6 protein-coding genes and 2 pseudogenes are annotated in these 3,564 nt (G+C 43.6%); 7 read left to right on the top strand and 1 reads right to left on the bottom strand.

Annotated elements, in window-relative coordinates; all coding sequences use genetic code 11:
* Positions 1 to 58 precede the first annotated feature (58 nt).
* From RMO35_RS11110 to RMO35_RS11130, 5 genes are all read left to right on the top strand, one after another.
* Positions 59 to 415, top strand: coding sequence for a DUF6220 domain-containing protein (locus tag RMO35_RS11110; RefSeq protein ID WP_396135651.1), 357 nt, complete (start codon positions 59 to 61; stop codon positions 413 to 415).
* Positions 416 to 435: 20 nt separating this feature from the next.
* Positions 436 to 615 (top strand): hypothetical protein, encoded by a 180-nt coding sequence (locus RMO35_RS11115; RefSeq protein WP_309741205.1) that lies wholly within the window; start codon positions 436 to 438, stop codon positions 613 to 615.
* A 21-nt stretch (positions 616 to 636) separates the two neighbouring features.
* A complete protein-coding gene (locus tag RMO35_RS11120; RefSeq protein WP_309741219.1) occupies positions 637 to 888 on the top strand; it encodes a 2TM domain-containing protein in 252 nt (83 codons plus the stop codon).
* Between the two features lie 55 nt (positions 889 to 943).
* Positions 944 to 1,189, top strand: coding sequence for a hypothetical protein (locus RMO35_RS11125; RefSeq protein ID WP_309741208.1), 246 nt, complete (start codon positions 944 to 946; stop codon positions 1,187 to 1,189).
* Positions 1,190 to 1,252: 63 nt separating this feature from the next.
* A complete protein-coding gene (locus RMO35_RS11130; RefSeq protein ID WP_309741211.1) occupies positions 1,253 to 1,423 on the top strand; it encodes an NblA/ycf18 family protein in 171 nt (56 codons plus the stop codon).
* A 206-nt stretch (positions 1,424 to 1,629) separates the two neighbouring features.
* On the opposite strand, the gene RMO35_RS11135 is transcribed toward RMO35_RS11130, so the two are convergent.
* Positions 1,630 to 2,181 (bottom strand): hypothetical protein, encoded by a 552-nt coding sequence (locus RMO35_RS11135; RefSeq protein ID WP_309741214.1) that lies wholly within the window; start codon positions 2,179 to 2,181, stop codon positions 1,630 to 1,632.
* 719 nt (positions 2,182 to 2,900) lie between these two features.
* On the opposite strand from RMO35_RS11135, the pseudogene RMO35_RS11140 reads away from it, so the two are divergent.
* Together RMO35_RS11140 and RMO35_RS11145 are read left to right on the top strand one after the other, a co-directional pair.
* Positions 2,901 to 3,125 (top strand): annotated as a pseudogene (locus tag RMO35_RS11140) (glycosyltransferase); the annotation flags it as partial.
* Positions 3,126 to 3,174: 49 nt separating this feature from the next.
* Positions 3,175 to 3,564: pseudogene (locus RMO35_RS11145) on the top strand (TrpB-like pyridoxal-phosphate dependent enzyme); the annotation flags it as partial.

The following is a 3,564-nucleotide window of genomic DNA, read 5'->3' on the forward strand; positions in this document are numbered from 1 at the left end:
ACTTCATTCTGAGCAAACTAAATTATCTGGATACTGGATTCAAAAAGGGTTTCTGGCAATTGCAGTACTATTCAACTTTTGCCTGATTGCTCAACTATTAACAGTTGGATTAGCAGTTTTCGACGATCCTACTTGGTGGAATATTCACGTTCTACTGGTGCGCGGATATGGTGGACTAATTGTTCTATTGTTAGCAGGGCTGTTCGTTCATCCATTCCCTCAAAAAATTAAGATGCTGACAGTAGGTTTAGTAATACTACTGTCGCTGCAATTCATCACGGGGCACTTAAATCATCTCTTGCATTTAGGTATTCTTCACCCACTACTCGGCTTTTCATTATTTACATCCTCAACCACACTGGTTCATCGAGCTTGGCATGAGGTGTTCTATCTCACAGATTCTGTTGCCAACTAATAAATTAAATTGCTTGGATTATGGACTTTTCAAAACAATCCGCAACTGACGCTTATAGCCAGGAAGATGTTCGAGAAATTATAGATATTGCCATGGCAGATCGTTCTACTTTAGACTCAAATCTGTCCCATCCACAGTTGCTAGAAATCGCCCAAGAACTTAGTATCTCTCCTGAGTCAATCGAACTTGCCAAAATCTAGTGGCTCAGTCAGCAACAAGTAATTAAAAAACATCAAGATTTCGATCTATATCGCCGATCGAAACTGCAAGATCTACTTGGTAAATATGCAATTGTTAATGCCTGTCTAATTCCATTAAACTTCTTCACTGGCTTTGGTGTTCCTTGGTCGCTATATGTATTAACTTCTTGGGGAATCGTGCGAGGAGTGTCTGCATGGCGGGTATTTTTTCAACGTCAGGGATATGCTTACGATCGCGCTTTTCAGGAATGGGAATATCAACACAAGACATAAAAGTATTTAGTTTTCCATCCTAATCAACCTCACAAACTAACGTCAGAGTAATACTATGCCAATTCAATCTAGACCCGAAATAACAATTATTGAGCTAATTGCACCGTTAGTGGTGGCTCTAATTTTTATTACCCTCTGCTCTTTATATCGTTTGGGTGCGCCATTTGCGATCCTGCGCTGGCGTTGTGGTATTTCCGAGGCGCACCTTCGATCTTTACCTGGTTTGGCAGGGCACAGAGAACTTGAAGCAACGATATTCATCTTCCAGAAAGCGATCGATTCTACCTTCAAAGTAATTTGATGGCTGCGATCGACTCGCCTACTTTCAATTCTCAATCTCTATTCACAAACTGGAGCAAGCCCGATGTCACCTGAATGTTTTGAACTTTCACTCGAACAACAATTTTATGTCAAAACACTGGAATTAAGTACTCAAAATCTGTCCCTCGATCGAATGCGCAAACTTTTAATCGAACTGTCTAAACAACTACTCGTTAAAGATAACGTTGTGCGTCATCTCATCAAAAATTTCTAGGAGCAGTTTTGCCCGCTCTATACGCTGTTTAATCACATATTGATGTAGCGAAATACCCATAGCTTTTTTGAAAGAGCTGGCAAAGTGATTAGGGCTACTATTCACACTTGCGGCAATTTATACCATTGATAGATCGCCATCGAGGTGAGCGTGGATATATTCGATTGCGTTCTCTAATCGACGAGGATTTAAGCTATGGAAATCGACTATATTTGGCTGAAAACACAATAGCTTCGCAGTAAATGAATGACTAATACTTGGGTCAATGATTCTACATATAACTCCCCCAGGATGCCACCCGATCGCAGTTCTGCCAACAGCATCATCGCGATTTGGTGCAGGTGTGGGTCAGATTGAGAGAAACAATCCATCAACTCGATCCGATCTGGATTGAGATCTGCCGATCTAGCAGTTTGTGCGACTAATTCCGGTTGTAAGTAGATGCCGAGGTTTGACGTTGAACTATTTGTCGGCCATTGCCAGTAAGTTGATTGTCCCGCTGGTACCAAGACTAGATCGTCCTGTTTGACAATCGATTCATGCCAACATTCGCCATGATTTTGGACTAAATACATGGGTTGAACGGAGGGAAAACTCAGCCAATGTGCGAGCAAAGCACCAGAACTATACTCACAAATGTTATTTGGTGGGGCTTGATAATTTTCGACTAAGATGCCCTGCCATCCGACCTGCTGACTGGATAAAATTTCAACCCCATCTACTACATTTAACTGTGGATGCAAATTACTTTTACCCATTCAAATAATTTATTTATTAGAAAAATTCGATTTAATCTGCGGACTTTTCTACTGAGGAATGAGGATTCGATCGAATCTAGAATTACGACATTTGCAATCTAGCAGGGTAGTTTCATTTTGGTGATAAATGAGGAATCGTAAGAATCTGATAAAAATTCGTCAGATTCTGCAACAAATTGTTCTCAGGCGATCGCTACAATGTCAATAGCCAGTAGGAGTCCATCTATAAAGTAGGAGTTTTTGTGTGGATCGTCAACTCGGCACAGCAGAACTTCTATTTCGGTCGTAAGCGCAGCGAAAAGTGCGGGAACAGGGGCGCGAGCTTTGCGGGGGAAGCTTCCCCCGCAAACGTCGCTTGTTTCCCCGTCTTGTCGTTTTCTTATTCGGCGGCGTTTTATGCGGGGGGAACCCCCGCATAAAAAACGCCAAGACGGGGGAACCCTAGACATAAAAACGCCGCAAGTGGAGCACCTTTTCAAGAGAGTTATGAGCCGTGCATTTCCCGCTGACGGCAAATATTATTGGTTCCTGGCACCTGAAAAAGATTGCGGCAGGCTCTAGCAAAAGTCTTGAACCGTCACACTTTGCGCGATCTTCAGATCGCACCAAGATCGACTTCAACAAACAGCGATGCAATTTCTCAACTAAAATCGGTCAAAAATATGACCTCAATCGAATTTATTGAAATATCCTGACCCACAAAATATCGGAAGCCGTGCATGACTCATTTTGGCATCATCTGTCCAGCTCTTACGGGGCATCTCAATCCCATGACTACACTAGGACACGAGCTGCAACGGCGCGGTCATCGCGTGACCCTCTTTGGCATTCTCGACGCTCGACCGCAAACCATAGCTGCCGGACTGGAATTTTGGGCGATTGGTGAGGCTGAATTTCCCGCTGGAGCTTCAGCAGCAGCTAACACTAAATTGGGCGAATTGAGTGCACCTTGAGCAGAGAATAAGACTTTCGATCTCTACCAAACATAAAATCATGAACCAAATCAAATACCTCCTGACCGAAAACCAAATGCCTACCGCTTGGTATAACATCCAAGCAGATTTACCCACACCATTACCACCAATTCTCCATCCTGGTAACGGAAAACCGATCGCACCTGCCGATTTAGCACCCCTGTTTCCGATGAGCCTCATCGAGCAGGAAGTGAGCCAAGAACGGTGGATTGAGATTCCTGACGAAGTACGATCGATCTATCAACAATGGCGACCTACTCCCCTGTATCGTGCCCGCCGACTGGAAAAAGCTCTCGATACGCCTGCTAAGATTTACTACAAATATGAAGGCGTTAGCCCCGCTGGTAGCCATAAACCGAATACTGCCGTTGCCCAAGCCTATTACAACAAACAAGCAGGCATCAAACGC

The organism is Chamaesiphon sp. OTE_20_metabat_361, assembly GCF_031364565.1.